This window comes from Streptomyces sp. NPDC001941, from assembly GCF_040296945.1.
Lineage (GTDB): Bacteria > Actinomycetota > Actinomycetes > Streptomycetales > Streptomycetaceae > Streptomyces.
In genome coordinates, this window is sequence record NZ_JBEOYE010000006.1 from 173360 (window position 1) to 174684 (window position 1325).

Annotated in this window: 1 protein-coding gene; it reads right to left on the reverse strand. The window is 75.8% G+C overall.

Annotated elements, in window-relative coordinates; translation table 11 throughout:
- Nucleotides 1-503: 503 nt before the first annotated feature.
- Nucleotides 504-881, reverse strand: coding sequence for a hypothetical protein (locus tag ABT160_RS08150; RefSeq protein WP_351645059.1), 378 nt, complete (start codon nt 879-881; stop codon nt 504-506).
- Nucleotides 882-1325 lie beyond the last annotated feature (444 nt).

Sequence of the window (1325 nt, forward strand, 5' to 3'; positions counted from 1 at the left end):
GGGGCCGGTGGCGCCGACGGCCGGGCGGTAGCAGCGGGCCCACCGGATAGGGCCTGGCCCATCTCCATTGCGGAGCCGTTGCCTGAAGACCCGTCAGTTGGGGTCTGCGGCAGTGGAGTTGGGCAACCGGTACGGACGCGTCGGGTACTCCGGCCCGGCCGGTCCGCGGCTGCGGTGCCGTCTGTGCGTCCCGGACGCGGTCGTACGGGAACGCCAACAGGGCTGCGTGGGACCCGGGTTGGCCGACGGCACCCCGCGCCTCGGGGCGTACTGGGGCCGCGCCCGCGGCGGCCGCGAGGGCCGCCGCGTGCGGGACGCGGGCGAACGGGGCGGGGCCGCCCCGGCCGCCGGAGGCGATCTGCTCGTAGTCCGGCTCGAAGGCCATCAGCATGCGGGCCGTGTTCACGATGGGCATGTGGGATCTGCGCTTTCTGTGGCCGGGGGAAGCGCGCTTCCCCCGTCGTGGCTGGCCGCCCGGGACCGGGCGGCGGACTGCGGAGCCATCAGCCGTTGTGCTCCGGCTTCCGGACGTCGTGGGTGAGCTCCTGGGCGTAGAAGCCCTTGAGCTTGGAGAGCAGGCTCCGGCGGCTCGGACGGGCGGCAGAACCGGGGCGCGGGCCCGGGTCGAGGGCGTCGAGCATCGCCTTGCGCCGGATCTCGGCGACCTCGATGACGTCCACGCCCGGGTTGGTGAGCGGCAGCGACACGGCCGCCCGGGACGCCGCCGACGGGGCGGGGGCGGGGGCGGGGCTGGAGGTGGTCGCGTGGGTGTCGGCGGGGGTGATCGCCGGGGCGGGCGCGGATCCCGGGGCCAGCGCCGTACGGGAGTTGCCCTCGGGCTCGGAGGCCGACGCGGTCGAGGAGGGGGTCACGATGGACATGAGGTGTCTGCGCTTTCTGTCAGGGAAGGGGATGTCTGCCGCCGGGCGGCGGTGCGCGCCGGGACGGGCAGTGGTGCCGTGCCCGCGCCGGGACCACGGGGTCCGCGCGGGGTGGTGAATGTCTGTTCCGTGTGCCGGGAGCCGTGGCTTCGTGTGCCTGGGGCCTTGTGCGCCTGGGGGCCGCGTGTACCGGGGCCTTGTGCGCCTGGGGCTGTGCGTGCCTGGGGCCTTGTGCGCCTGGGGATGGTCGGCGGTCAGGCAGGGAGGGGGCCGGGGCCCGCCGGCCGGTGTCGCCACCGGCCGACGCCGCCCTGCGTCAGGTGTCCGCCGTCATGCGGCCGCTGTGTCGCGCCCGCGGTCGTTCGTCGATCTCGTACACCGGCCTCGTACACCGGTACCGGGTGTCCGCGATCGCGATCGCGGGCGCGGGCGCCCGACGGACCG

Bases quoted from the DNA above. Each gene is read 5' to 3' on its own strand.
- ABT160_RS08150 (WP_351645059.1), bottom strand. From the start codon at position 881: ATGTCCATCGTGACCCCCTCCTCGACCGCGTCGGCCTCCGAGCCCGAG.